This is a genomic window from Aeromicrobium sp. REDSEA-S38_B2, assembly GCF_001628525.1.
GTDB lineage: Bacteria > Actinomycetota > Actinomycetes > Propionibacteriales > Nocardioidaceae > Aeromicrobium > Aeromicrobium erythreum.
This window is the reverse complement of the sequence record NZ_LUNH01000015.1, coordinates 58959-83934: the sequence shown is the minus strand read 5'-3', so window position 1 is coordinate 83934 and position 24976 is coordinate 58959. Positions and strand designations below refer to the sequence as shown.

Genomic DNA, 24976 nt, shown 5'->3' with positions numbered 1-24976 from the left:
CGGACCCACCCCCTCCTCCTGCGTCAGCCCTTCGACAGGGACGCGAAGCGGAACTTGAACGACGCGTCGAGCGTGTCGTCCACGCCCTCGACGTCGTCGCCGGAGACCGCCACCTGCGAGCCGGTCAGCAGCGGCAGGATCGGCACCTGCTGAGCCACTCGCTCCTGGACCTCGCCGAGCGTCTTCGCCCGGGCCGAGGCGTCGGACTCGGTGCGCTCGGTGTCGAGCAGCTTCGTCGTCGTCGTGTCCTCGTAGTGCGACTGGAGGAAGTTGTTCGGCGCGAAGAACGGCGTCAGGTAGTTGTCCGGGTCCGGGAAGTCCGGGAACCAGCCGAGCTGGTACATCGGGTAGGCGTCCTTGACCCGCTCCTCGGAGTAGGTCGTCCACTCCGTCGACTGCAGGTTGACCGTGAACAGCTTCGTCGCCTCGAGCTGGCGCTTGACCATCGCGTACTCCTGGTCGGAGTTCGAGCCGTAGTGGTCGGGGTTGTACTGCAGGTTCAGCTCGACCGGGGTGGCCACGCCGGCCTCGTCGAGGAACGCCTTCGCCTTGTCGACGTCGGGCTTCTCGCCGTAGAGCTCCTTGAACGCCTCGGTCGCGGCCGTCTGGCCCTCCGGCACGGCCGAGTACGCCGGCGTGTAGGTGCCCTTGTAGACCTGCTCGGACAGCTCGTCGCGGTCGATCGAGCTCGCGACGGCCTGGCGGATCGCCGTCTTCTGGGCGTCGTCGTCACCGGGCATGGTCTTGAGGTTGAAGACGATGTAGCGCAGCTCGCCGCCGTCGCCCTGGTGGACGGTGACGCCGTCGGCCTTCTCCAGGCTGGCGATGTCGGTGGGCGTCAGCGAGCGCCACGCGACGTCGATCTTGCCGTTCTGGACGTCGAGCTTCAGGTTGTTGGCGTCGGCGTAGTAGGTCAGCGTCACCGCGTCGTTCTTCGGCGTGCCGAACGCACCGTCGTAGTCCTTGTTGCGCGTGAACTCGGCCAGCTCGTTCTTCTTGTAGCTGCCGATCGTGTACGGGCCGGAGAAGCCCTGCGCCTTCACGGCCGCGGCGTCGTCGAGCACCTTGTCGGCCGGGTAGGTCTCCTCGTCGACGATCGGTCCCGCCGACGTCGCGAGCACCTGCGGGAACGTGACGTCGTTCGGCGCGGCGAGCGTGAACACGACCGTCGAGTCGTCGCGCGCCTCGACCTTCTTCATGGCGCCGAGCAGCGAGGCCGGGCCGTTGGGGTCGTTGATGTCGACGATCCGCTGGAAGGAGAAGGCGACGTCGGACGCGGTCAGCTCGTTGCCGTTCGCGAACGTCAGGCCGTCCTTCACGGTGCAGACGTACTCCGTGGGCGTCTCGAAGTCACAGGACTCCGCGGCGTCGGGCGTCAGGTCCGTGCTCCCCGCGGGGAAGTTCATCAGGTACTGGTAGGCCTGCGTCTGGACCTGCGTGGAGCCGTTGTCGTACGAGCCGGCCGGGTCGATCGAGACGACCTTGTCGGTGGTGCCGACGAGGATGCCGGCGTCCGTGTCGCCGGTGTTCCCGGCGCCGCACGCCGCGAGCGCCAGGCCGGCGAGAGTCGTGGCAGCCACGGCGGCCGCCCCCCGATGGATGTGCATGCGCTGCCTTCCTGAGCAGGTGTGACCGGGCCGTCGAGGGCCCGGGCGTCGTGTGCTGGCACGCTAGCCGCGTCCGACGGTGACGAGAAGCCCTCCACAGGTTGCGTTTCGGTGACGACCGCGACGTCCGGCGTCATGGTCCGCGTCGTCGTGACTCGTGTCTCTCGTGTCCATCCGGTTCTCGTCAACTCGCCCCACGAAGCCGGTCCCGCCCCTATCCTCGCTCGGGAGGGAGTCGTCCATGCGTGAGTCCGGAGTCGGGGCCGAGCGTCAGAGCCACCTGCTCGACGCGGTGGTCGGGCTGTCCCAGGACCTGTCCTTCGACAACGTGCTGCAGCGCATCGTCGACTCCGCGAGCGAGCTGGTCGGCGCCACCTACGGCTTCCTCGGCGTGCTCGACTCGCCGTCGTCGCACCGCATGGGCACCTTCGCCGTGCACGGACTGGACCAGGAGCACCAGGACCTCATCGGCCGCCTGCCGGAGGGCAAGGGGTTGCTGGGCCTCGTGATCGACCATCCCGAGCCCGTCCGGCTCGAGCACCTCGGCGACCACCCCGAGAGCATCGGCTTTCCGAACCTCCACCCCGCGATGACGTCGTTCCTCGGCGTGCCCATCCGGGTGCACGACACCGTCTTCGGCAACCTCTACCTCACCGACAAGATCGGTGGCGGCGGCTTCACCGCGGAGGACCAGGAGGTCGCCGTCACCATCGCGGCGGCCGCCGGTGTCGTCATCGAGAACGTGCGTCTCTACGAGGAGAGCGAGCGGCAGCGTCGCTGGCTGAGGGCCACCACGGAGGTGGCCAACGCGCTCCTGCGGCCCATCTCGCGCCAGGCCACCAGCCAGCTCATCGTCGACCGCATCTGCGAGGTCTCCGAGGCCGGGGCCGCCGCTCTCGTCGTGCCGACCGAGGAGCACCTGTTCGTCGTGGCGGCGTCCACCGGCATCGAGCCCGACCCGAGCGGGCACCACGTCGACATCCCGTTCCTGCGCGAGGTCGTCCGCACGCACGCCCCGGTCGTGCTCGACGACGTCCTCGACGACACCCGCATCGACGACGAGACGCTGGCGGCCTTCCCGGGCCTGCAGGCCGTGCAGGCGCACCCGCTGCACTTCGACGACGGCACCGCCGTGATCGTCATGGGCTGGTTCGCCGAGCAGCCGCCGTCGTCGTGGAGCCTCGACCCCGAGCTGCCGTACGGCTTCACCCAGCAGGCGGCGCTCGTCATGCAGGTCGTCCGGGCGCGCGAGTCGCAGGCGAAGCTCGCCATCCTCGAGGACCGCGAGCGGATCGGTCGCGACCTGCACGACCTCGTCATCCAGCGGCTGTTCGCGATCGGCCTGTCCCTCGACAGCATCTCCTCCTCGGTGACGCCGCAGGTCGGCGAGCGGCTGTCCGACGCCGTCGACGGCCTCGACCAGACCATCAAGGAGATCCGGCGCACGATCTTCGACCTCAGCTCGCCGTCCGTGCCCGCCAACCTGCGCCTCGAGATCGACGCGATCGTCGGCGAGGCGGAGCGGATGCTCGGCTACCGTCCGGTCGTCGACACGCACGGCCCCGTCGAGAGCGTCGTGCCCGACATCGTCGCCGAACAGCTCACCGCCGTGCTGAAGGAGATGCTGTCGAACATCGTGCGGCACTCCCACGCCGGCGAGGTGACGATCGACCTCGACGTCACCGACGGCATCGTGCTCACCGTCACCGACGACGGGCTGGGTCTCGACCCCGAGCAGCCCTTCGGCAACGGCCTGCGCAACATGCGCCACCGGGCGCAGAACCTCGGAGGTACCTGCGAGTTCTCCGAGCCCTCGCACGGCGGTCTGCAGATACGCTGGAGCGTCCCCCAGGAGATGTCGTGACGTCCGCGACGGAAGGTAGTGAACCTGTCATGTCCGAGCCGATCCGGATCTTCCTGCTCGACGACCACGAGATCGTGCGCCGCGGCATCCGCGACCTCCTGGAGGCGCAGGAGGGTCTGACGGTCGTCGGCGAGGCCGGCACGGCCGCCGACGCGCTGTCGTCCATCCCCCGTCTGCTCCCCGACGTCGCCGTCCTCGACGCGCGTCTGCCCGACGGCTCGGGCATCGAGGTCTGCCGCGACGTACGGGCCGCGCACCCCGAGGTCAACGTCATCATCCTGACCTCCTTCGACGACGACGAGGCCCTCTTCTCGGCGATCATGGCCGGCGCCGCCGGCTACGCGCTCAAGCAGATCCGCGGCAACGACCTCGTCCAGGCCGTCCGCCAGGTCGCGGCCGGCGGCTCGCTGCTCGACCCGGCGGTCACGGCGCAGGTGCTCGAGCGCATCCGCAACGCGCCCGCGCCGAAGGACCCGCTCGCCGAGCTGACCCCGCAGGAGCGCAAGATCCTCTCGCTCATCGGCCAGGGCATGACCAACCGCCAGATCGCCGCCGAGATGTACCTCGCCGAGAAGACGGTCAAGAACTACGTCTCCCAGCTGCTCTCCAAGCTCGGCCTGCAGCGCCGCACCCAGGCCGCCGTGCTCGCCGAGAAGCACGGGCTCGCCGGCGACGCCTGACCCCCACCCGCGGTCCCCCCGTTTCGTGGGGTTGGCGACGGCTTCTCGCCCAGAAACCGTCATCAACCCAACAGAACGCGGGGAGGGGACGGCCGACTACCCTGGTACCCATGGACCACAACCAGTCGCTCGCCTCGTTCGACCCCGACGTCGCGCGTCTCCTCGACGCCGAGCTCGCCCGTCAGCAGACGACGCTCGAGATGATCGCGTCGGAGAACTTCGCGCCGGTCGCCGCGCTCGAGGCGCAGGGCAGCGTCCTCACCAACAAGTACGCCGAGGGCTACCCGGGCAAGCGCTACTACGGCGGCTGCGAGGTCGTCGACGAGGTCGAGCAGATCGCGATCGACCGGTTGAAGCAGCTGTTCGACGCCGAGTACGCGAACGTCCAGCCGCACTCGGGCGCCAGCGCCAACGCCGCCGTCCTGCACGCCATCGCGCGCAAGGACGACACGATCATGGGTCTGGACCTCGCCAACGGCGGGCACCTGACGCACGGCATGAAGATCAACTTCTCCGGGCGCCTCTACAACGTGGTCCCGTACCACGTCGACGACTCCGGCCTGGTCGACATGGAGGAGGTGCGCACGCTCGCCCGTGAGCACAGCCCCAAGGTCATCATCGCCGGCTGGTCCGCCTACCCGCGCCAGCTCGACTTCGCCGCCTTCCGCGCGATCGCCGACGAGGTCGGCGCCTACCTGTGGGTCGACATGGCGCACTTCGCCGGTCTCGTGGCCGCCGGCCTGCACCCGTCGCCGCTGCCGCACGCGCACGTCGTGTCCAGCACCACGCACAAGACGCTCGGTGGGCCCCGCGGCGGTGTGATCCTGTCCAACGACCCCGAGATGGTCAAGAAGCTGCAGTCCGCGGTCTTCCCGGGCCAGCAGGGCGGTCCGCTCGAGCACGTCATCGCCGCCAAGGCCGTCGCGTTCAAGATGGCGCTCGAGCCGGAGTTCAAGGACCGTCAGCAGCGCACCATCGAGGGCGCGCAGATCCTGGCCGAGCGTCTGCTCGCCGACGACGCCCGCAAGGCCGGCATCCAGGTGCTGTCCGGCGGCACCGACGTGCACCTCGTCCTCGTCGACCTGCGCGACAGCGAGCTCGACGGCCAGCAGGCCGAGGACCGCCTCCACGAGGTCGGCATCACCGTCAACCGCAACGCGGTGCCGAACGACCCGCGTCCGCCGATGGTCACGTCGGGCCTGCGCATCGGCACGCCCGCGCTGGCCACCCGCGGCTTCGGCGCCGAGGAGTTCCGTGAGGTTGCCGACGTCATCGCCGAGGCGCTCACGCCCGGCGACCTCGACGTCGAGGGCCTGCGCAAGCGCACCACCGCCCTCGCCGAGCGGTTCCCGCTGTACCCGCACCTCACGCCGTTCACCTCCTGACCGTGCCCGAGCCCGCCGCAGCCACCAGCCCGCCGTCGACGGCGCGACTGTGGCTGCGGCTCACGCCGCTGCACCTGTTCGCGGTCGTCGCCGTCGCGCTGTGCGTGGCCGGCGGGTTCTGGCAGCTCGGCGCGTACGAGTCGCGCCAGGGCGACGCCGTGCGAGAGTCGGCCGCCGCCGCGCCGGCGCCGATCGAGCAGGTCTGGGGTCTCGGACGTCCGTTCGCAGCAGACCTGCAGGACCGCCGGGTCACGGTGCAGGGACGGTTCGCCCCCGCCGACCAGCAGGTGTGGGTCCGCGGCGAGATCAGTAGCGGTCGCACCTGGCTCGTGGCGCCGTTCCTGGTCGACGGGTCCGACGGCGCCCTCCTCGTCGTGCGCGGCTCGAGCGACGCCCCGGGCGCGCTGCCGCCGGTGCCGTCCGGTGACGTCAACCTCGGCGTGGTGCTGCAGCCGAGCCAGGGCGGCGGCCTGCCCCTCGACGCCGACCGCGTCACGACCTCGATCACGACGCCGTCGCTGGTCAACGAGCTGCCCTACCGGCTGTGGTCGGGATACGGGCTCGTGCAGGAGTGGACCGCGTTCGCCGGATCGGGCGACCCCACCCCCGGCTTCGGCGCGCCCGTCGACCCGCCCGACCCCGACGTGTCGTGGACGGTCGGGCTCAAGAACCTCGCCTACGCGCTGCAGTGGTGGGTCTTCGCGGTGTTCGCCGTCGCGCTGTGGTGGCGGATGTGTCGCGACCAGGTCGAGGAGGCGCGGGAGCGACACACGACGGCGCGTCAGGCCGACGACCACCCCGTCGATAGCCTGACCCCGTGAGTCGCATCGCTGTCGCCTACCGGGTGCTCGCCTGGGTCGTGGGCGTGAACCTGCTCGTCGTGTTCGCCGGGTTCTTCGGCAAGATCTTCACCGACGAGGGCTCCTGGTGGAACCGTCACCAGGACGTCTTCCTCGTCATCGACCAGGTGCACGGCTTCCTGTTCATGGCGCTGCTCGTGCTGGTCGCGATCCTGGCCAGCCGGCACCGCTGGTCGCCGACGTTCACGATCACGACGATGCTGCTCGCCACGATCCCGTTCGTCAGCTTCTGGGCCGAGCGCCGCACCACGCGGGTGCTGCGCGCCGAGCACGACGGCCTCGCCGCGCCCCGCTGAGCCTCAGCGGCCGGTGAAGCTGGCCCGACCGGGGCCGTCCTGCAGGAACGACTCCATGCCGTGCTGCAGGTCCTCGGTCGCGAACAGCGCCGACGCGATCTGCGTCGTCACCTCGTTCGCCCCGGGCACGCCGCCGGTCTCGTAGGCGCGCAGGATCCGCTTGGCCGCGCCGAAGGCCTGCGTCGGACCCACCGCGACCTGCCGCACGACGTCGAGCACCGCGTCGTCGAACCCGTCGACCGGGAGGACCCGGTTGACCACGTTCCAGCGCTCGAAGGTCGCGGCGTCGAACAGCTCGCCCGTGAGCACGACCTCCTTGGCCCGGCCGACGCCCGCACGCTGCGCGAGACGCTGCGTGCCGCCCATCGTCGGGGTCAGGCCGATGACCCGCTCCACGAGGCCGAACTTCGCCTTCTCGCTGGCAAGCACGACGTCGCAGGCGAGCGCGACCTCCAGCGCCCAGGTGAGCGTCAGCGCGTGGGCCGCGAAGAACGTCGGGACGTCGAGCGCCGCGATGCGGTCGGGCAGCTCGAGCATCCGGTCGTAGAGGTCCTTGGTGTCCTCCTGCGTCTTCCGGGCGTGGAACTGGGCGACGTCGACCCCGCCGGAGACCAGCTTGCCCTCGGCTCGGACCAGGACCGCTCGGGGCAGGTCGGCCTCGACCGCGTCGAGCGCGGTGTCGAACGCGTCGTGCAGCTCGAGGGAGTACAGGTTCACCGGTGGGGCGCTGAACGTCACGACGGCGATGTCGTCGACGCGCGTGACGTCGACGCGGGGCGCGCTCACCGGCCCGCCTCGGCCGGGTCGTACACGCCACCGCGGTCGGCGGTGAGGTTCCGCGCGACGACGATGCCGGCGACGACGGCGAGCAGGGCCAGGACCAGTCGGACGGGGTGCTCTCGCATGGGCCCACGCTAGCGGGCGGCAGGCCGTCTCGCGTCGCGGTGCGTCGACCGGCCGCAGTTGTCGGGTCGTGGGAAGATGTCAAGGTCCCGTCCCGCACGATCCCCCCGAAGGACTGACGTGTCTTCCCCGCTGAGCGCTACCCTGCACACCAACCACGGCGACGTCGTGGTCCGGCTGTTCCCCGACCACGCCCCCAAGACCGTCGAGAACTTCGTCGGCCTCGCCGAGGGCACGAAGGAGTGGCTCGACCCCGCCACCGGCCAGGTCGCCACGCGCCCGTTCTTCGACGGCATCACGTTCCACCGCATCATCAGCAACTTCATGATCCAGGGCGGCGACCCGCTCGGCACCGGCACGGGTGGCCCCGGCTACACGTTCGAGGACGAGTTCCACCCCGACCTGCGCTTCGACAAGCCCTACCTGCTGGCGATGGCCAACGCGGGACCGGGCACCAACGGCTCGCAGTTCTTCATCACGGTCGTCCCGACGGACTGGCTGAACCGCAAGCACACCATCTTCGGCGAGGTCGCCGACGAGGCCGGCCAGAAGGTGATCGACGCGATCGCCGCGGTGCCGACGGACGGCTTCGACCGTCCCGTCGAGCCCGTGGTGATCGAGAAGGTCACCATCGACCGCGGCTGACATGACCGGAACGGCACCGGGGTCGCGCCCCGACGGCGCGCCCCGGTGCTACCGCCACCCGGACCGCGAGGCGCTCATCAGCTGCCAGCGGTGCGAGCGGCCCATCTGCACGCAGGACATGAACGAGGCGTCCGTCGGCTTCCAGTGCCCGGAGTGCGTCAACCGCGGCGCGAAGTCGGTGCGCCTGCCACGCACGGTCGCCGGCGGTGCGCTGCAGACCCGCGAGGGTGCGGTCTCGCTGGTGATCATCGGGATCAACGTCGTCGTGTACGTCCTACAGCTGCTCACCGGCGACCTGCGCAGCCCGCTGTACCAGCAGGGCGCGATGTTCCCGGTCGGCGTGGCCGACGGTCAGTGGTGGCGGCTGCTCACGTCGGCGTTCCTGCACCTCGGGACGCTGCACATCCTCTTCAACATGTACGCGCTCTACCTGTTCGGCCCGCTCGTCGAGCGGAAGCTGGGCACGGTGCGCTTCATCGCCGCCTACCTCACCACCGCCGTGGTCTCCGGCGTCTTCGTCATGTGGCTGTCGGCGCCGTTCAGCGGGACGGCGGGCGCGTCGGGTGCGGTGTTCGGCCTGTTCGGCATGGCGCTGCTGTTCATGCTCCGGGCACGCGAGGACGTGCGCGGCCTGCTCGCGCTGCTGGCGGTCAACGTGGCCATCGGCTTCCTCGGCCCGATCAGCTGGCAGGGCCACCTCGGCGGCTTCGTGGCCGGCGTGCTGCTGGGCGCGGTGTTCGCCTACGGGCCGCGGACGCGCCGCACGCTCGTGCAGGTGGCGGCCTTCGCCCTCGTGTGGGCGGCCGTGGTGGTCGCGGTGCTGGTGCGCTCCCAGCAGCTGCTGGGCTGAGTGCGCTGAATCACACGTCTGTCGTTCTCCCCAGCGTTGCCCACAGCTGTGAACAACACGCGTGTAACTCGCGCACAGGCGTGTCCACACCTGTGAACAACACGGGTGTAACTCGTGCACAGGGCCGTCCACACCTGTGCACCGTGGGGGCCCGGCGGGCCGGGTCGTGGACGACGAGTTTCGGATACCGTTAGTATCTGAGCATGTCGATCTTCGTCCCGGGCACGCGCGTGCTCGTCACCGGCGCGGCCTCCGGGCTGGGCCTCGCCCTCGTCACCCAGCTGGCCGAGCAGGGGTGTCGCGTGCTCGCCACCGACGTCCACGCCGAGGTCCCGGAGGTGCTGCAGGCGCTCGCGGCCGCCCACCCCGAGGTGTCCTACCGGACCCTCGACGTGACGTCCGACGTCGACTGGAGCACCGTGCGAGACCACGTCGTCGAGACGTGGGACGGGCTCGACGTGCTCTTCAACAACGCGGGCGTCGCGGCGGGTGGCCGGATCGAGCTGTCGGAGATGGACCAGTGGCAGTGGATCGTCGACATCAACCTGCTCGGCGTCGTGCGCGGCTGCCGCACGTTCGTCCCGCTGCTGAAGCAGCAGGGTCGGGGCACGATCGTCAACACCGCGTCGGCGGCCGGGCTCATCCACCCGCCGCGCATGAGCGAGTACAACTCCGTCAAGGCCGGCGTCGTCGCGCTCAGCGAGACCCTGTTCCACGAGCTCAAGCCCTCGGGCATCCAGGTCAGCGTCGTCTGCCCCACCTTCTTCAAGACCAACCTGACCTCCTCGCTGCGCGGCAAGGACGAGTCGGCGCAGAAGTCGGCGGCCAAGCTCATCGACGGCTCCAAGCGCACCGCGGCCGACATCGCCGCCATCGTCATCGCCGAGGTCGAGAAGGGCCGGCACATCGTCCTGACCGACCGCGAGGGCAAGCTGGCCTACGCCGCCAAGCGGTTCCTGCGGCCGCTGTACTACCGCGAGATGGCCAAGGCGGCCGTGCGCATGGGCCGGAGGGACTGACGTGCGCACGAACGTGCTCATCACCGGTGCCAGCTCGGGGCTCGGCGCCGAGATGGCTCGCCAGCTGGCGGCACAGGGTCACTCCCTGGCGCTGACCGCGCGGCGCGTCGACCGGCTCGAGGCCCTCGCCGCGGAGATCACGGCGGCGCACCCCGACGTCCAGGTGGTCGTGCACGCGCTCGACGTGAACGACCACGAGCAGGTCTTCGACGTCTTCGCCCGGGCCATCCAGGACCTCGGCGGCCTCGACCGCGTCGTCGTCAACGCCGGGCTCGGCAAGGGCGGACGCATCGGCACCGGCGCGTTCGCCGCGAACCGCGAGACCGTCGAGACCAACGTCGTCGCGGCGATGGCGCAGTGCGAGGCCGCCATGGCGCACTTCTACGAGCGCAAGGCCGGCCACCTCGTCGTCATCTCCTCGATGTCGGCCATGCGCGGCATGCCCGGCTCGATGACGGCGTACGCCGCGACCAAGGCAGCGGTCGCCCACCTCGCGGAGGGCATCCGGATGGACCTCGTCGGTCGCCGCGGGCTCGACATCGCCGTGACGACGCTGTTCCCGGGCTACATCGCCTCGGAGATGAACGAGCAGGTCGAGCAGGAGCAGCGACTCATGGTCGACACCCCCACGGGGGTGCGCTCGATGGTGAAGGCCATCCAGAAGGAGGTCGACACCGCCGCCACGCCCGGCTGGCCGTGGGGCCCCCTCGGCCAGGTCCTGCGGTACGCGCCGCGCGGCGTGGTCCGCAAGCTCGTCTGACCCTGACGCTCGTCCCGTCGTGGACCGCCATCGCCCCCTCGGTGCTCAGGGACGGGCGACGGTGCTCCGCGACGCCGGGTCGACGACGGCTGCGGCGGCGACGTCGAGGGGAGTGGCCGGCATGATCGTCGCGCCCTCGTCGACGAGCAGCGGCTCGGTGAAGAGGTAGGACATCTCGGCCATCGCCCGGACGTCGGCGTTGACGACGCCGCCGGCTCGCAGCGCCCAGGCCGGCACGGCCCGCACGCGGACGTCGTCGCGGCCGGCGGCGCGGGCGTAGGCCAGTGCCAGCTCGTGCTGCGACGCGTGCACGACCGGTGCGAGCACGACGTCGGGCCCTGCGGTGGCGTCGGCCGCCGCGACCATGGCGGCGGCGAGGTCGGGCAGGTAGGTCCAGGCGTGCGGGAGGTCGACGCGGCCGAGCGGGCGCACCGTCCGGCCCGACGCCGCGGGCCCGACCATCCGGTCGCCGCCGTGCGCCATCGCCGCGCCGGGGCCGTAGAAGTCGGAGGCCACGACGCTCGTGGTGCGCGCCGTCGACGCAGCTCGACGTTCCAGCAGGGTGGCGCGCACCCGCCCCATCGCCGAGCGCGGTGCGATCCTCGGCGCCGCTCCGAGCACGCCGGAGGTGTCGAACGCGTAGACGCTCTCCGGGTAGACCACGTGCACGTCGTGGCGCTCCGCGGCGGCCAGCACGGCCCGCTCCAGCGGGGGCAGCTCGCGCTCCCAGACGTCGGGGCGGTAGGCCGACGCGTGCACGCAGAGGTGCACGACGTCGACGTCGGCGAAGGCGCGGTCGAGCGCGGAGGCGTCGGTGGCGTCGAGGCGGGTGCGGGTGACGAGCGGGTGCTCGGGACCCGACCCGGACCGGGTGGCGACGGTGACCGCCTCGCCGCGCTCGGCGAGGAGGGTGGCGACGTGCGGGCCGATCTGACCAGCGCCGATGACCAAGATACTCATGGTGACTCCTGACGTTGAGAGAGCACTGCTCTCTGTTGGTTGTGCGTCCAGGGTGCGCGCGTACCGCCGCGCTGTCAAGAGCAGTGTTCTCTGTATCGACATGTCGATGTCGTGAACGGTAGGGTGGCACCGTGCCCACGCCCCGTCAGGTCGCCCGCGAGCAGACCCTGCGCGACATCGTCCGCATCGGCCGTGAGCAGCTCGCGACCACCACGCCCGCAGAGCTATCGCTGCGAGCCGTCGCGCGGGAGCTCGGCCTGGTGTCGTCGGCCGTGTACCGGTACGTCAAGGACCGTGACGCGCTGCTGACCCTCCTGATCGTCGACGCGTACGACGAGCTGGGCGCCGAGGTCGAGGCGGCGGTGGCGGCGTCGTCACGGCGTACCTCCGTCCGTCGCCTGCAGGCCGCGGCCCAGGCCATGCGGTCGTGGGCGCTGCGCGAGCCGTCGCGGTTCGCGCTGCTGCACGGCACGCCCGTGCCGGGCTACGCGGCACCCCCGGACGCGACGGTCGAACCGGGCACCAGGGTCGTCGTCGCGCTGCTCACGGTGCTGGAGGACGCACACCGACGGGGCGACCTGCGCGAGGTCGACGGGTCGCTGCCGCGCAGCCTGCGCACCGACCTCGAGCGGATCCGCACCGAGTACGCGCTGGCGCTGCCCGTGACGAACCTCGCCCGCGCGCTCGGCCTCTGGTCGGCCCTCGTCGGCGCCGTGGCCTTCGAGGTGTTCGGCCAGTACGGGCCCGACACCCTGCACGACCCCGCCGCGTTCCTCGACGTCCACGTCGCGACCCTCGCCGGCACGGTCGGCCTCCCCACACCCTGATCACCCCCCACGATTCGTCACGTCATCGCCCACTTCTCGCCCCGAGAGGGGCGATGACGTACCGAATCGTGGGGACTACTCAGCGAGGGCGCGTCGGGCGAGGGCGCCGACCTGCTCCTGCTCGACGAGGAACCCGTCGTGCCCGTGCACCGAGTGCACGACGTCGAGCCCGTCCGCACCCGGCACCAGGTCGGCCAGCTCCTGCTGCTGGTGCAGCGGGTAGAGGCGGTCGGAGTCGATCCCCGCGACGACCGTCCGTGCCGTCACACGGCCGAGCGCCGCGGCGACCCCGCCACGGCCGCGCCCGACGTCGTGGGAGTCCATCGCCCGCGTCAGGGCCAGGTAGGAGCCGGCGTCGAAGCGGCGGGTGAGCTTCGTGCCGTGGTGCTCCAGGTACGACGCGACGCTGAACCGACCGTCGGGCTCGCGCTCGCGACCGAAGCGCTGCTGGAGCTCGGGCTCGCTGCGGTAGGCCACGTGCGCCACCCGTCGCGCGAGGTCGAGCCCGTTCGTCGGGCCGCGACGCTCGGCGTAGTAGTCGCCGCCGTGGAAGTGCGGGTCGGTCGTGATCGCCGCCTGCTGCACCGACGACAGGGCGAGCTGCTCGGCCGACGCCTGCGCCGACGTCGCCAGCAGGAACAACCGCTCCACCCGCGACGGGTGCCCGACCGCCCACTCCAGACCGCGCATGCCGCCGGCCGAGCCGCCCACGACGGCGTACCAGCGCTCGATGCCCAGGGCGTCGGCCAGCAGCACCTCCGCGGTGACCTGGTCGCGGACCGTCAGGTCGGGGAAGCGGCTGCCCCACGCGCGACCGTCCGGGGCGACGGAGGCGGGACCCGTCGAGCCCTGGCAGCCGCCCAGGATGTTGGCGCAGACCACGAGGAAGCGGTCGGTGTCGATCGGCAGGCCGGGCCCGACGAGCGTGTCCCACCAGCCTGGGCTGGCGTGCCCCGGTCCGGCCGGGCCGACCACGTGGCTGTCGCCCGTCAGCGCGTGCAGCACCAGCACCGCGTCGCGGCCCGGCGTCCCCCACGTCTCGTAGGCCAGGCGGACGTCGGGCAGGACCGACCCGCTCTCGAGCGCGACGTCGCCGACGTCGGCGAAGCGTCGGGAACCGACAGGATCTCCCTCCCGCCACGCGCCGGTGACGGAAGGGAGATCCTGGCTGGTCAGGTGCGGTGAGGTCACTTGGCCGCGCGCAGTCCCGCCTCGAGGTCGGCGAGGATGTCGTCGATGCCCTCCAGGCCCACCGCGAGGCGCACCAGACCGGGGGTGACGCCGGTGGCGGCGTGCTCCTCGGGCGTGCCCTGCGAGTGCGTCGTGCTGGCCGGGTGGATGGCCAGCGAACGCACGTCACCGATGTTCGCGACGTGGCTGAACAGCTCGAGCGCGTCGATGAACCGTCGGCCGGCGTCGATCCCACCGGGCAGCTCGAAGGTCAGGACGGCGCCGGCGCCCCGCGGGACGTACTTGTCGGCGAGCTCCTTGTAGGGGTTGCCCTCGAGCGACGCCCACGTCACCGTCGCGACGTCGTCGCGGGCCGACAGCCACTCCGCGACCTGGCGGGTGTTCTCGACGTGACGCTCCACGCGCAGGCTGAGCGTCTCGAGGCCCTGCGCGATGAGGAACGCGTTGAACGGCGAGATCGCGGCGCCGACGTTGCGCAGGTACTGCACGCGCAGCTTGGCGATGAAGGCCGCCGGCCCGAGCGCCTCCGCGAACACGAGCCCGTGGTAGCTGGCGTCGGGCTGGGTGAAGCCGGGGTACTTGTCGCCGTGGGCGCCGTAGTCGAAGGTCCCGCCGTCGATGACGACCCCGGCGATGGCCGTGCCGTGCCCACCGATGTACTTCGTGGCGGAGTGGATGACCGTGTCGACACCGTGCTTGAGCGGGTTGAGCAGGTAGGGCGTGGCGACGGTGTTGTCGACGAGGAACGGCACGCCGACCTCCTTCGCCACGGTCGAGATGGCCTCCAGGTCGAGCACGTCGCCCTTCGGGTTGCCGATGGTCTCGCCGAAGAACGCCTTGGTGTTCTCCTGCACCGCGGCGCGCCAGGCGTCGGGGTTGTTGTTGTCCTCGACGAACGTCACCTGGATACCGAGCTTCGGGAACGTGTGGCGCAGCAGCGAGTCGGTGCCGCCGTAGAGGCTGGCCGACGCGACGATGTGGTCGCCGGCCTCGGCGACGTTGGTCAGCGCGCCGGTCGTGGCCGCCTGGCCCGATGCGAACAGCAGCGCGCCGACACCGCCCTCGAGCGCGGCCAGCCGCTGCTCGACGGTGTCCTGCGTCGGGTTCATGATGCGCGTGTAGATGTTGCCCGGCTCCGCCAGGCTGAACAGGTCGGCGGCGTGCTGGGTGTCGCGGAACTGGTACGACGTCGTCTGGTAGATCGGCAGCGCGCGGGCACCGGTGGTCGGGTCTGGCGTCTGGCCGGCGTGGATCTGCTTGGTCTCGAACGACCACTGGTCACTCATGGTGTCTCCTCAGCTGTCGCGGCGGGTGTCGCGAGCGGGGTGTCGCGGGGTGGGTCTCCACCGTGGCACGGGGTCCGGGGACCGAGAAGACGTCTCAGGATCCGGGACGTGCGAGGATCGACGGATGGATCTGCGACCGGCCGCCGAGGGTGACGAGGGCCTGCTGGCCTCGATCGAGCAGGCCGCGAACACCGACGCGCTCGCGCACGTGTTCGCCCCGCCGTACCCCTGGGCCGCCGTCCGCGACCGCTGGGCCGAGCGCGTCGCGGCGACCAGCGTCGCGGCCTTCGTCGTGGTGGTCGACGGGGTGGGAGTCGGGTACCTCGCCCACGACAGGACGACGCTCCTGCACCTCGGCGTCGTCGCCCGCCACCGCGGGACGGGACTCGCCGACGCCGTCCTCGCGCAGGTCCCCGCGCACGTCGACCGGCTCTGGGTGCTCGAGGAGAACGTCCGCGCCCGCCGGTTCTACGAGCGGCACGGCTGGCGCCCCGACGGTCGCACCGGCACCAGCGAGTACCCACCCCACCCCGTCGAGCTCGGCTACACCCGCCGCCCCCGCCCGCCGGTCGAGTAGCGGAACCCTCCGCTGGTCGAGTGCCTCCACGAGCGCCAGCGGGGGGAGGCGGATCGAGACCACTCCAGGCCGTCACTGGGGGCTGGCCCGCGCTGGTCCGTTGCGGGGTGGTCTCGATACGTCCGAGCCTCGCAAGCTCGTCCCTGCTACTCGACCAGCGAAACCTTTCGCTGGTCGAGTGCCTGCACGAGCGCCAGCGAGGGGAGGTGTATCGAGACCACTCCAAGGTTTCGCTGGTGGCTGGCCCGCGCTGAGCTGTTGCCGGTGGTCTCGATACGCAGGGACCTCGCAAGCTCGTCCCCGCTACTCGACCAGCGAAACCTTTCGCTGGTCGAGTAGGTCGACCGGCGACGGAGGAGCTCGGTCGGGCGTATCGAGACCATTCCGGGCGGTCGCTGGCGGCTGGCTCGCGCTGGTCCGTTGCGGGGTGGTCTCGATACGTCCGAGCCTCGCAAGTTCGCTCGGACTACTCGACCAGCGAACCCCTCCGCTGGTCGAGTGCCTCCACGAGCGCCAGCGAGGGGAGGTGTATCGAGACCACTCCAAGCCGTCGCCGGGGGGTTGGTCTGCGCTGAGCCGTTGCCGGTGGTCTCGATACGCAGGGACCTCGCAAGCTCGTCCCTGCTACTCGACCAGCGGAACGCGGCGCTGGTCGAGTGCCTCCACGAGCGCCAGCGGGGGGAGGCGTATCGAGACCACTCCAGGCCGTCGCTGGAGGCTGGCCCGCCCTGGTCCGTTGCCGGGTGGTCTCGATACGCACCGACGAGCTCGCTGGCGCTCGCCGTCGCTGCTACTCGACCAGCGGAACGCGCCGCTGGTCGAGTGCCTCCACGAGCGCTAGCGAGGGGAGGTGTATCGAGACCACTCTGGGTGGTCGCTGGGGCTCGGCCCGCGCTGAACCGTTGTCGAGTGGTCTCGATACGCAGGGACCTCGCAAGCTCGTTCCCGCTACTCGACCAGCGGAACCCTCCGCTGGTCGAGTGCCTCCACGACCAGCGGAACTGGTCGAGTGCCTCCACGAGCGCCAGCGAGGGGAGGTGTATCGAGACCATTCCAAGCCGTCGCTGGGGGTCGGGTCGCGCTGATCCGTTGCCGGGTGGTCGCGCCGGGGTGGTCAGCGCATGTCGAAGGGCTGGGCGGTCGACTCGAGGACGCTGAGCCAGAGGTCGCCGTCGGGGGAGACGTGGTGGGGGCGGTGGGTCACGTAGCTGATCGGCACGTGCACGAACCGGTGGCGGCGGCGTCCGACGACCATGTCGGTGCGGCCGGCCATGGCCGCGTGCACGGCGGTCTGCGCGAGGCGCGAGCAGTACACCGAGTCCGACGGCTCCGCCGGCACCGAGCGGATGAAGTAGCCGGGGTCGAAGTAGCGGAACAGCACCTCCTCGCCGCGCGACGTGAAGTCGTCGGTGATCCGCTCGCGCAGCAGGCGACCGATGTCGGCGAGGCGGGCGTTGCCGGACGCGTCGGTAGCGCCGTCGTGCGGCAGGTGCTCCTGACCGGCACCCTCGGCCACCACCAGGACGGCGTGACCCTGCGCGGCGACCTTGCGCCGGACGTGCTCCAGCAGGCCGTTGTCGCCGTCGAGCGCGAACGGCACCTCGGGGATGAGGACGAAGTCGGCGTCGTGGCCGGCCAGGGCGGAGTAGCAGGCGATGAACCCGGCGTGGCGACCCATCACCTTGACCAGCCCGACGCCGTTCAGCGACGCCTCGGCCTCGATCTTGGCGGCCTTGATCGACTGCGCCGCCCGCGAGTAGGCCGTCTGGAAGCCGAAGCTCTGCCCGATGTGCGGGATGTCGTTGTCGATCGTCTTCGGCACCCCGACGACGGCGATGTCGGCGCCCCGTGCGGTCGCCTCCTCGGCGATGCGGTGGGCGCCGCGCATCGACCCGTCGCCGCCGATGACGAAGAGGATGTCGATGCCGCGGGCCTGCAGGGTGTCGACGACGACGCCGACGTCCTGCGCGCCGCGGGACGAGCCGAGCACGGTGCCGCCGCGCTCGTGGATGTTGGCGACGAAGTCGGGGGTCAGCGCGACCGGCTCGAGGCCGAGACCCGGCACCAGCCCGGCGTACCCGTTGCGGAACCCGACGACGTCGCGCACGCCGTAGTGCTCGTGCAGCTCCATGACGATCGCCCGGATGACGTCGTTCAGGCCGGGACACAGGCCACCGCAGGTCACGACGCCGACCCGCACGGATCCGGGGTCGAAGAACAGGCGGGCCCGGGGACCGCCGGTCTCGAAGGTCGGCAGCTCCTCCAGCGGCAGGCCGCGACGCTGGATCAGCTCGACGGTGTCGTCGAACAGCACGCGGTCGTCCTCGCCCACGTAGTACTCGTTGGTCGCGCGGCCGCCGACGTAGTGCGACAGAGGTGAGGGCACCGTGCACGGACCGAGGGAGCGGACCTGGAGGTCGGCGAGCGTCACCATGTCCTCATCCTAGGGTGAGGGATCCCTCAGGTGCGGGGTCCTCGACGAGCCGCTCGCAGGCCGGTCGACCGCATCCGGTTGGGGCGAAAGTCCGCGCGCGTCGGCGATCGTGGGGAGAATGTCCGGATGGGAGTGCAGATCACCGTGCGCGGCGTGGCCGAGGCGCGTCATCCGGCCGAGCGCGCCCTCGTGCGGCTCGAGGCCGTCGTGGAGGGGACCGACCGGGCCGACGTCCGCGACCGGGCGGCGGCGCTGCAGGAGCCGCTCGCGGGACACCTGCGCGACCTCGCCGCCCTGGGCGCGGTCGACACGTGGTCGAGCGACCAGGTGACGGTCCACGGCAGCCGCCCCTGGGTCGGTGACCGACGGTCGGAGGAGGTCGTGCACACGGCCTCGGTGCAGCTGCGGGCCGAGTTCGTCGACTTCGAGCGCATGAACGGCTTCCTCGACCACTGGGCCGGCGTGGCCGGGGTGGAGGTGCTGCCGATCGAGTGGGACCTCGGCGTCCGCAGCCGACGGGTGCTGGAGGCGGAGGTCCGCAAGGCCGCCGTCGACGACGCGGTGACCAAGGCGCAGACGTACGCCGACGCCGTGCGCCGTGGTCGGGTGGTGGCGCTGCAGCTCGCCGACCCGGGCATGCTCGACGGTCGCGGCGACGCGGTGGTCGTCGGTGCGGTGACGCACCGACTGGACGCCGGCGCCGACCGTTCGGGGCTCGCCCTGGTGCCGGAGGACGTCGTGGTCCGGGTCGAGGTCGACGCGCGCTTCCAGGCCGACTGACCTGCTCACGGCCGCCTGACCTGCGCATACCGGGAGTATGGTGACGGTATGTCCGTGCGTTCCGTCCTGCGTCGTCTGAGGGCGCTGCTCCCCGGCGTCGGCTCCGACAGCGACGCCAGCACCGCCGCCCCGGTGCGTCCGCGACCCCGCGTCGCCGTCGTGACGCAGCGGGCCCGCCAGGGCCTGCCGCTGCGTCACCGACCGATGCAGGTGGTCTACGACGAGGCCGTGGTGCACGAGGACGTCAGCCTCAAGAGCCGGGTCCTTGGTCGCACCACCCGGCTGGTCTTCAAGCCGCTGCTGCGCCTCGCGCCGCTCAACGACCGGACCCTCACGACGCTGCGCTCCCTCGACAAGCTCTCGGCCCGCGGTCCGCGGTCGCGCTTCGTCGAGCCGGTCTCCTTCGAGCTCGACGGCGTGCACGTGGAGTCGATGACGCACCGCTACGGCCCGACCAGCGAGATGACGCTGCTCTACCTGCACGGCGGTGGGTTCTTCTCCTGCGGCATCGAGACGCACCGCCGGATCTGCGAGCGGCTCGCCCTCTACACGGGCGCGACGGTGATCTCCGTCGAGTACGTGCAGCTGCCCGAGGGCTCGGTGGCGGACTCGGTCGACGACGCCATCCGCGCCTACGCGGCGCTCGTGGAGATGAGCGACCAGCCCGACAAGATCGTCGTGGCGGGCGACTCCGCGGGCGGCTACCTGACCATGAAGATCGCCGAGCTGGCGAACCGCCGGGGGCTGCCCGCGCCGGCCGCCCTGCTGACCTTCTCGCCGCTGCTGAGCCTCGACCCCGACCGCATCGACAAGGAGGGCGTGGCACGCGTGGCCCGGGTGCGCGACGCCTACCTGCCGATCGGGCGCGTCGCGGTGATCCGCGAGCGCTGGCTGCCCGAGGGCTCGGCCATCGAGGGTGAGGTCTCGCCGCTCGACGCGGCCGACCACATCACGTCGCCGACGTTCTTCGTCGCGGTGGAGGACGAGATGCTGCGGCCCGAGGTGGAGGCGATGGCGCTGTTGCTGTCCGAGCGCGGCGTGACCGTCGAGACGCACCTCTGGCGGGGCCAGGTGCACGCCTTCCCGGTGCTCGCCGACACGCTGCCCGAGAGCCGTCAGGCGCTGCGGCTCGCCGCCGACTTCGCCCGCCGGTCGGTGGGTGAGGAGTCGGTGACCTCCACCGAGGCCGACCCGCGGCGACACGACGACCCGACGCACGAGGAGCCCGTGGTCGGCGAGGTCGTGCCTGAGGAGCCCGCGACCCGCACCGACGACGCAGTGCTCGACGGCGAGCTGGTCGGCGAGGGACGCCGCCGCTGGTTCTTCGGCGCGGGCTGAGCCCGGCTCAGCCGCGCGGTCGTCGTTCTCTCCGCATCGGCAGTTCGGCCCATTCCTGAGACGCGGGTCGTCATGTGCGCTTGGCTGGGCGTGCGGACACCGACGGGAGGCACGAGACATGGTGAGCAGCTCGCTCGCACGGCACCATCCTGACAGCGCCTACGCCGCCGGGCTGATCGGGTTCGCGCTCCTGTGGGTCAACCCGTTCCTCAGCGCGCTCGTGCTCGCGCTCACCCTCCTGGGCTTCCGCCGCGCACACCGGACCGTCCGGCTCGTCGCGAAGGTCCTGCTCGTGGTGATGGTCGTGCGGGGGGTCGCCTTCCTCGTCGGCTGACCGACGGCGACCCGGACGAGGTCCGACGGGCTCAGGACCGGACGGGGGTCGCCACGACCACGACGGTCGAGCGGAAGTCGCTGCCGTCGTAGTCGCCGCACGTCATGAGGACGAGGCTGGTCGGGCCCGACGTGCGGTACACGGCCTGCGCGATGCGGCGGAACTGCTCGACGGGGACCGTGCGCACCGCGCGGACGACGAACGCCGCGCGCTCGCCGTCGCGCCGGCCGGCGACGCTGACGCGGTCGCCCGCGGCGAGCTCGCCGAGCCGGTCGAAGACCGCCGTGCCTCGAGAGGCGGTGTGTCCGACGATCGCGGCGCTGCCGGGGCCGTCGACCTGCGCTCCGTCGCGCCACCAGCCCGTGACGTCGAGCCGCTCGGGCACCTCCTGCGCGCCGTCGTCGCCCGTGCCGAGCCCGACCACCGGGGCGTCGACGTCGATGGTTGGGATGCGCACCCGTGCCGGGGTGAACCCGCTGGGCTCGTCCGGCGGCGCGGAGGAGGCGGACGCCGACGGGGCGGCCGACGTCGGGCCGGCTGTGGGGCGCGGCTCGACGTCGTCGCCGCGGGTCAGCAGGAACGCGACGACCGCCGCCACGCCCACGAGGAGCGCGGCGGCGGCCAGGGGGCGTGGATCAGCGCGACGCACGGCCGCGCGCGGCTCCGGCGGCGAGGCCCAGGACGACCAGGAGGCCGACCGGCAGCCAGGCCGGGGTGCCGTCGTGCTCGGCGACCGTCACGCCGGCAGCCGGGGCGTTGTTCGGGAACGGCCAGGCGCTTCCGCCGGCGCCCACGGCACCGCCGTCGCAGCCCGTCTGCGGGACCCTGACGTCGAGGATCTGGAACTCCGGATCCTCCTCGGCGTCGCCGACCAGGCCGATCGCCAGCAGGGCGGCGCGCGGGGTCTTCACGGTGCGCTGCTGGCCGGGCGCCAGCGTGAACTGGCCGTCGGCACGCTCGGCGTCGCCGTCGCCGTAGAGGAACTCGATGGGGCTGCCGGTGATGTTGCGCACCGTGAAGCTGCACGGCGCGGTGCTCACCGAGAACAGCTCGCTCTGGCAGTCCTCGCCGCTCGGGACGTCCCACGTGGTGACGGCGCCGTCGGCGACGGTCACGTCGGCGCGCGGCTCGGCGACGATCGTGACGTCGATGTTGCCGCCGAAGGTGAGGGAGGAGGCCCGGTAGGTACCGGCCTCGATGGGCTCGGTGTCCTCGGTGTCGCCGAAGTAGGCGAGCCCGTAGTCGAAGGAGTCCGAGCGCGGCACGACGACGGTGCAGCCCTGGACGACGACAGGCGGCGGCGTGACGCCGTCGGGCTCGTCCTGTGCGGTGACCGTGATCGTCGTGGCCGACGTGGTGCCGGTGGAGTCGGTGGTCTCCAGGCCGAACGTGAGCGACTCCCCGGCCTCCGGGCCGGCGACGCGCTGCGTGCCGGACGGGTCGAGCGTGCCCGACCAGCCGGTGCCCGTGGCGGTCACGGTGGGCGTCTCGGTGCTGGTGACGTCCCAGACGACGTCGAGCTCCTCACCGGGCTGCAGCGTCAGGTCGGTCGAGGAGCCGTTGACGGTGAACTCCTGGATCACCGGCGCGGCGGACGCCGGAGCGGCGAGACCGACGAGGCACAGCAGGGGTGCCAGGAGGAGGGACAGGACGAGTCGGCGCATGGGTCGGCTCACTTCGATCGGGGGACGGTGAGGACATCCGATCACATCGGCGCGATTCTTGGCCAATTCTTCAGAAAAATCTGGCTGGCAGGATGGCATCCGTGCGCCCCCGTCCGCTCCAGGCCGTCATCGTGCTGCTGCCCCTGGTGGCCCTCGCGCGCGGCATCGACCTGTTGAGCCTGGTGCTGCTGTTCGGGGTGGCGGCGTGGTTCGGGGTCCGCCGCGACGCGAGCTGGACCGATGCCGTGGGTCGCGCGATCGACCTGTCGCTGGCCGGCCTCGTCGGTGTCGCGGTGGTGCTCGGCACCGTCACGCTCCTGCCGCGCGCGGTGCACGAAGGGGTCACCGTCATGTTGGTCGGTGCGTGGGTCGTGGCGGTCGTGGTCACGGCCGGCCTGGCCCTCACGACCGTGGACCAGCCGCGGTGGCGCCCCCTGCTGCGCCGGGCGCTCGACGCCCGCACCTAGCCCACCCGCGGGCGCGGAGGCCGGGCTGCGTCAGGCCGTCTCGCCGGCGAGCTCCTCGGGGGAGCGCAGGACGCAGAACTCGTTGCCCTCGGGGTCGGCCAGCACGACCCAGCCCGACCCTGGGCCGTGGATGCCGCGCCGGTCGGCGACCTGCGTGGCGCCGGCCGCGACCAGCCGAGCCACCTCGGCGTCGCGGGTGCCAGTCCGGGGGCGCAGGTCGAGGTGCAGGCGGTTCTTCACCGTCTTGGTCTCGGGCACCTCGATGAACAGCAGCTGGTGGCCGGTCTCGGGGTCGAGGATCATGCACTCCTCGTGGCCGGGCTCGTTGGGGTCGTCGGCGACGTCGACGTAGCCGAGCACCAGCTTCCAGAACTCGCTGAGCTCGTACGCGTCGGAGCAGTCGACGGAGGTGTGGGAGACGAACGACGTCATGCCGTCATTCCTCCCACACCTCCACCCGGGTGTCGAGGACTACTGCTTCCGCTCGGTGAACGCGACCGACGCCGAGAACCCGGTGTAGCCGTCCTGCGGGCTCGTGCTGCTGAAGCCGACGGCCGCGATGTTGCGCAGGCTGGTGAACACGTCGTCCTGCTCGACAGCGGGCTCGGCCTTGGCGACGGCGTCGAGGATCGCGCCGACGTCGACGAAGAGGCCGCCGCCCTCGCCGTCGCCGTCGATCACCGAGGAGAAGAGGTCGGTGCCGGCGAGGTCGCCGTCCTCGACGAGCTCCTTCGCGACCTTCGGCGAGGTCGCGATCGAGACCGCGTCGTCGCCCGTCGACGTGGCGAGCTCGACGCCGGCCAGACGCTGCAGCGACGCCGTGAGGCGGTCGGCGAGGTCGGCAGCCTTCGCCTCGTCGCCCTCCGTCACGAGACCCACGGCCACGTCGGCCGGGTCGGCAGGACCCTGCGGTCCGGCGATGTCCTCGAGGCCCTCGCGACCCACGTAGACCGAGAAGGCGTCGCCGAGGAGCGTCACGAGGTCGTCGGGCAGCGTGACGTCGAGGGTCTTCTCGATCTCCTCGAGCGTCGCGTCGACGTCGGCGCTGCTCGCCGACGGCGGGGCCGTCTGCTGCTGCAGCTGGGCGAGGTACTCCTCCTCGTAGCCCTCGGGATCGGCCGCGTACGCCTCGGCGTCGAACTCCGGCTGCGGACTGGGCGAGCCGAGACCGGGCACCGTGAAGAAGTCCCGCAGGCTGAGCAGGTCGCCCAGGCTGGTCTTGATCTCGTCCCAGTTCTCCTCGACGGCCTTGCCGCCGCCCGGCACCGTCAGCCCGACCACGGTGTCGTCGGGCAGGGCGCCGAGACCGCGGACCTGCGGCAGCTTCGTCGGCTTGTCGCCCTCGTGGGCGACGGCGTCGAGGGTGAGCGACGTCGACGAGGCGGAGAGCGCGAACGCCAGGCTGCTGGTCTCGTCGGCGACTGTCTCCAGCTGGGCGGCGTCCGGGCCGAGCACGTCGTCGATGCCGGCCTTCTTGATCGCCGCGAGACCGTCCTTCACGTCGACCCACCCGGACAGGACGCCCTGCTCGTCGAGCGCGTCCTGGTCGCGTGCGAAGTCGGCGTCGTCGGCGAGGGACTTCGTCGACGCGGCCTTCACCGCAGCGTCGGCGCTCTTCTGGGTGGGCGTCACGATGGCGTAGCCGTCGAGGAAGCCGATGCCGAACTCCTCGCCGCTGCACCCGAAGAGCTTGCCGATGCCGGCCTTCGCGGCCGTCTCGTCCGTGACCTGCACGGCGATCCGCAGCGACTCCTCCTCGTCCTGCAGGTTCGGGCCGACGCCCAGGCCGACGCGCTCGCCGAGCCACGGCTCGACGTCCTTGGCGTAGTCGACGTCGTCACAGCCCTTCAGCGCGTCCTCCAGCACGATCTTGCGCAGGTCGTCGTCCTCGTCCTTGATGCCGAGCTCCTGCGACAGCTCGGGCACGCGGCGTGCGAGCCGGAAGAGGTCGATCTTCTGGCTGGCCGACGGGTCGAGGTCGAGCCGGACGTAGGCGATGGTGTCGGCCGGGAGCACGTCGTGGGGCTGGGTGCCGCCGCCGGACAGCTGGGTCCAGGCGTAGGCGCCTCCACCGACGGCAGCCACGGCGACGACCGCGCCGATGCCGAGCGCGACTCTCTTGCCGTTCCCGCCGCCGCTGGCGGGTGCGGCCTCGGGCGCTGCGGGTTGCTCGACGGTGGCGTCGGGGGTCGCCGCGCCGTCGGGCGCCGGCGGGGGCGGGGGGCTGGTGGGCGTCTCGTCGCTCATGG

26 protein-coding genes are annotated in these 24976 nt (G+C 71.7%); 15 read left to right on the top strand and 11 right to left on the bottom strand.

Annotated features, from left to right (window positions below):
* Window positions 1-23: 23 nt before the first annotated feature.
* On the bottom strand, window positions 24-1580 hold the full coding sequence (locus A6Q81_RS03525) for an ABC transporter substrate-binding protein (protein ID WP_286689560.1): 1557 nt from the start codon (window positions 1578-1580) through the stop codon (window positions 24-26).
* Between the two features lie 268 nt (window positions 1581-1848).
* Here A6Q81_RS03525 and A6Q81_RS03520 point away from each other — a divergent pair, with 268 nt between their 5' ends.
* From A6Q81_RS03520 to A6Q81_RS03500, 5 genes are all read left to right on the top strand, one after another.
* Window positions 1849-3471, top strand: coding sequence for a sensor histidine kinase (locus tag A6Q81_RS03520; protein WP_286689559.1), 1623 nt, complete (start codon window positions 1849-1851; stop codon window positions 3469-3471).
* A 29-nt stretch (window positions 3472-3500) separates the two neighbouring features.
* Window positions 3501-4151 (top strand): response regulator, encoded by a 651-nt coding sequence (locus A6Q81_RS03515; RefSeq protein ID WP_286689558.1) that lies wholly within the window; start codon window positions 3501-3503, stop codon window positions 4149-4151.
* A 110-nt stretch (window positions 4152-4261) separates the two neighbouring features.
* A complete protein-coding gene (glyA, locus tag A6Q81_RS03510; RefSeq protein ID WP_067853050.1) occupies window positions 4262-5536 on the top strand; it encodes a serine hydroxymethyltransferase in 1275 nt (424 codons plus the stop codon).
* A gap of 2 nt (window positions 5537-5538) precedes the next feature.
* Window positions 5539-6357, top strand: a complete 819-nt coding sequence (locus A6Q81_RS03505; RefSeq protein WP_286689557.1) for an SURF1 family protein — start codon at window positions 5539-5541, stop codon at window positions 6355-6357.
* A complete protein-coding gene (locus tag A6Q81_RS03500; RefSeq protein WP_067853056.1) occupies window positions 6354-6692 on the top strand; it encodes a DUF3817 domain-containing protein in 339 nt (112 codons plus the stop codon). Before A6Q81_RS03505 ends, A6Q81_RS03500 begins: the two co-directional genes overlap by 4 nt.
* Before the next feature lie 3 nt (window positions 6693-6695).
* Here the strand turns inward: A6Q81_RS03500 and A6Q81_RS03495 are convergent, their stop codons facing one another.
* Window positions 6696-7478 carry an enoyl-CoA hydratase/isomerase family protein gene (locus A6Q81_RS03495; protein WP_286689556.1) on the bottom strand — a complete coding sequence of 261 codons (783 nt, stop codon included), beginning with the start codon at window positions 7476-7478 and terminating at the stop codon, window positions 6696-6698.
* Window positions 7475-7597 (bottom strand): hypothetical protein, encoded by a 123-nt coding sequence (locus tag A6Q81_RS03490; RefSeq protein ID WP_257721383.1) that lies wholly within the window; start codon window positions 7595-7597, stop codon window positions 7475-7477. The genes A6Q81_RS03495 and A6Q81_RS03490 overlap by 4 nt, the downstream gene beginning before the upstream one ends.
* A gap of 118 nt (window positions 7598-7715) precedes the next feature.
* Between A6Q81_RS03490 and A6Q81_RS03485 the strand changes: the two genes are divergently transcribed.
* The 4 genes from A6Q81_RS03485 to A6Q81_RS03470 all read left to right on the top strand — a co-directional run bounded on the left by A6Q81_RS03485 (window position 7716) and on the right by A6Q81_RS03470 (window position 10869).
* Window positions 7716-8240: a peptidylprolyl isomerase gene (locus A6Q81_RS03485; protein WP_067853058.1), complete on the top strand. Its 525-nt coding sequence runs from the start codon at window positions 7716-7718 to the stop codon at window positions 8238-8240.
* Between the two features lies 1 nt (window position 8241).
* Complete coding sequence (locus tag A6Q81_RS03480) at window positions 8242-9090, top strand: rhomboid family intramembrane serine protease (protein WP_067853061.1); 849 nt, start codon at window positions 8242-8244, stop codon at window positions 9088-9090.
* 203 nt (window positions 9091-9293) lie between these two features.
* Window positions 9294-10109, top strand: coding sequence for an SDR family oxidoreductase (locus tag A6Q81_RS03475; RefSeq protein WP_067853064.1), 816 nt, complete (start codon window positions 9294-9296; stop codon window positions 10107-10109).
* Window position 10110: 1 nt separating this feature from the next.
* Window positions 10111-10869 carry an SDR family oxidoreductase gene (locus A6Q81_RS03470; protein WP_286689555.1) on the top strand — a complete coding sequence of 253 codons (759 nt, stop codon included), beginning with the start codon at window positions 10111-10113 and terminating at the stop codon, window positions 10867-10869.
* A gap of 45 nt (window positions 10870-10914) precedes the next feature.
* On the opposite strand, the gene A6Q81_RS03465 is transcribed toward A6Q81_RS03470, so the two are convergent.
* A complete protein-coding gene (locus A6Q81_RS03465) occupies window positions 10915-11829 on the bottom strand; it encodes an NAD-dependent epimerase/dehydratase family protein (protein ID WP_286689554.1) in 915 nt (304 codons plus the stop codon).
* A gap of 131 nt (window positions 11830-11960) precedes the next feature.
* On the opposite strand from A6Q81_RS03465, the gene A6Q81_RS03460 reads away from it, so the two are divergent.
* Window positions 11961-12656 carry a TetR/AcrR family transcriptional regulator gene (locus A6Q81_RS03460; RefSeq protein WP_067853069.1) on the top strand — a complete coding sequence of 232 codons (696 nt, stop codon included), beginning with the start codon at window positions 11961-11963 and terminating at the stop codon, window positions 12654-12656.
* A 75-nt stretch (window positions 12657-12731) separates the two neighbouring features.
* On the opposite strand, the gene metX is transcribed toward A6Q81_RS03460, so the two are convergent.
* Both metX and A6Q81_RS03450 read right to left on the bottom strand, forming a co-directional pair.
* On the bottom strand, window positions 12732-13847 hold the full coding sequence (gene metX / locus A6Q81_RS03455) for a homoserine O-acetyltransferase MetX (RefSeq protein ID WP_286689553.1): 1116 nt from the start codon (window positions 13845-13847) through the stop codon (window positions 12732-12734).
* Complete coding sequence (locus A6Q81_RS03450; RefSeq protein WP_286689552.1) at window positions 13844-15133, bottom strand: bifunctional o-acetylhomoserine/o-acetylserine sulfhydrylase; 1290 nt, start codon at window positions 15131-15133, stop codon at window positions 13844-13846. Before A6Q81_RS03450 ends, metX begins: the two co-directional genes overlap by 4 nt.
* Window positions 15134-15257: 124 nt before the next feature.
* Between A6Q81_RS03450 and A6Q81_RS03445 the strand changes: the two genes are divergently transcribed.
* Window positions 15258-15710 (top strand): GNAT family N-acetyltransferase, encoded by a 453-nt coding sequence (locus A6Q81_RS03445; protein ID WP_286689551.1) that lies wholly within the window; start codon window positions 15258-15260, stop codon window positions 15708-15710.
* A gap of 1114 nt (window positions 15711-16824) precedes the next feature.
* On the opposite strand, the gene A6Q81_RS03440 is transcribed toward A6Q81_RS03445, so the two are convergent.
* Entirely contained in the window at window positions 16825-18144 is a 1320-nt protein-coding gene (locus tag A6Q81_RS03440; protein ID WP_067853081.1) for an ATP-dependent 6-phosphofructokinase, read from the bottom strand.
* A gap of 126 nt (window positions 18145-18270) precedes the next feature.
* Here A6Q81_RS03440 and A6Q81_RS03435 point away from each other — a divergent pair, with 126 nt between their 5' ends.
* The 3 genes from A6Q81_RS03435 to A6Q81_RS03425 all read left to right on the top strand — a co-directional run bounded on the left by A6Q81_RS03435 (window position 18271) and on the right by A6Q81_RS03425 (window position 20596).
* Entirely contained in the window at window positions 18271-18924 is a 654-nt protein-coding gene (locus A6Q81_RS03435) for an SIMPL domain-containing protein (RefSeq protein ID WP_083516148.1), read from the top strand.
* 48 nt (window positions 18925-18972) lie between these two features.
* A complete protein-coding gene (locus A6Q81_RS03430; protein WP_286689550.1) occupies window positions 18973-20262 on the top strand; it encodes an alpha/beta hydrolase in 1290 nt (429 codons plus the stop codon).
* A gap of 118 nt (window positions 20263-20380) precedes the next feature.
* On the top strand, window positions 20381-20596 hold the full coding sequence (locus A6Q81_RS03425; RefSeq protein WP_286689549.1) for a hypothetical protein: 216 nt from the start codon (window positions 20381-20383) through the stop codon (window positions 20594-20596).
* A gap of 31 nt (window positions 20597-20627) precedes the next feature.
* Here A6Q81_RS03425 and A6Q81_RS03420 read toward each other — a convergent pair whose 3' ends face one another.
* The gene (locus A6Q81_RS03420; protein WP_286689548.1) at window positions 20628-21245 is read right to left on the bottom strand and encodes a class F sortase; all 618 of its coding nucleotides are present in this window, start codon (window positions 21243-21245) and stop codon (window positions 20628-20630) included.
* Window positions 21232-22260, bottom strand: coding sequence for a hypothetical protein (locus A6Q81_RS03415; protein WP_286689547.1), 1029 nt, complete (start codon window positions 22258-22260; stop codon window positions 21232-21234). Before A6Q81_RS03415 ends, A6Q81_RS03420 begins: the two co-directional genes overlap by 14 nt.
* Window positions 22261-22361: 101 nt before the next feature.
* On the opposite strand from A6Q81_RS03415, the gene A6Q81_RS03410 reads away from it, so the two are divergent.
* Window positions 22362-22727, top strand: a complete 366-nt coding sequence (locus tag A6Q81_RS03410) for a hypothetical protein (protein ID WP_286689546.1) — start codon at window positions 22362-22364, stop codon at window positions 22725-22727.
* Window positions 22728-22757: 30 nt separating this feature from the next.
* Here the strand turns inward: A6Q81_RS03410 and A6Q81_RS03405 are convergent, their stop codons facing one another.
* Window positions 22758-23159: a VOC family protein gene (locus A6Q81_RS03405; protein WP_067853100.1), complete on the bottom strand. Its 402-nt coding sequence runs from the start codon at window positions 23157-23159 to the stop codon at window positions 22758-22760.
* A 39-nt stretch (window positions 23160-23198) separates the two neighbouring features.
* On the bottom strand, window positions 23199-24974 hold the full coding sequence (locus A6Q81_RS03400; protein ID WP_286689545.1) for a DUF3352 domain-containing protein: 1776 nt from the start codon (window positions 24972-24974) through the stop codon (window positions 23199-23201).
* Between the last annotated feature and the right edge of the window lie 2 nt (window positions 24975-24976).